Genomic DNA, 644 nt, shown 5'->3' with positions numbered 1-644 from the left:
GCTTAAAGCGCAAGAAGAATTACAAGCGCACCACTATTGCAGGTAAAATCTCCTATCCAAATCTAATTAAAGGTCTAGAGGTAAATGCGCCTAATATTATTTGGCAGAGTGATATTACCTATATCAAAGTAGCTGGTAATCATTACTACGCTGTTTTTATTATTGATGTGTATACCAAAGAAATCGTTGGGTATAGCATTACGGATCATATGAGAGCTATAGCAAATATAAAAGCATTACAAATGGCTTTAAAAGTACATCCACCACCGAAGTTTCATCATTCTGACAGAGGTAGTCAGTATACTTACAAAGGATATATTAAGATATTAAAAGAAAATAATGTTCAAATAAGTATGGCTACAAGTGCACAAGATAATGCATATGCAGAACGGATCAATAGAACTATAAAAGAAGAATATCTTAACCACTGGAAGCCTAAAAACTATGCACAACTAAAAAGGATGATTAAAAAAGCAGTCAACAATTACAATCAAAAAAGACTGCACAATAATATCGATAGAAAACCACCAACTAGGTTTAGAACAAACTTTTCTTTGTTGGCTAGCCAACAAAGAAAAACTATTACTATTTTTAACAATGAAATATTAACCTAAAAACGGTCAACTCTATTTAGGGAAGTACAA

1 protein-coding gene is annotated in these 644 nt (G+C 32.1%); it reads left to right on the top strand.

All coding sequences use genetic code 11. The annotated features are described in order from the left end of the window. Nucleotides 1-614: IS3 family transposase (locus AA089_RS23240; protein WP_046759419.1), on the top strand; the 614-nt coding region annotated here is incomplete at its 5' end. Nucleotides 615-644: the final 30 nt, after the last annotated feature.

Origin of the sequence: Kordia jejudonensis (assembly GCF_001005315.1) — a bacterium.
In the GTDB taxonomy this organism is placed as follows: domain Bacteria; phylum Bacteroidota; class Bacteroidia; order Flavobacteriales; family Flavobacteriaceae; genus Kordia; species Kordia jejudonensis.
The sequence above is the reverse complement of the archived record's forward strand: the minus strand, read 5'-3'. Positions and strand labels throughout refer to the sequence as shown.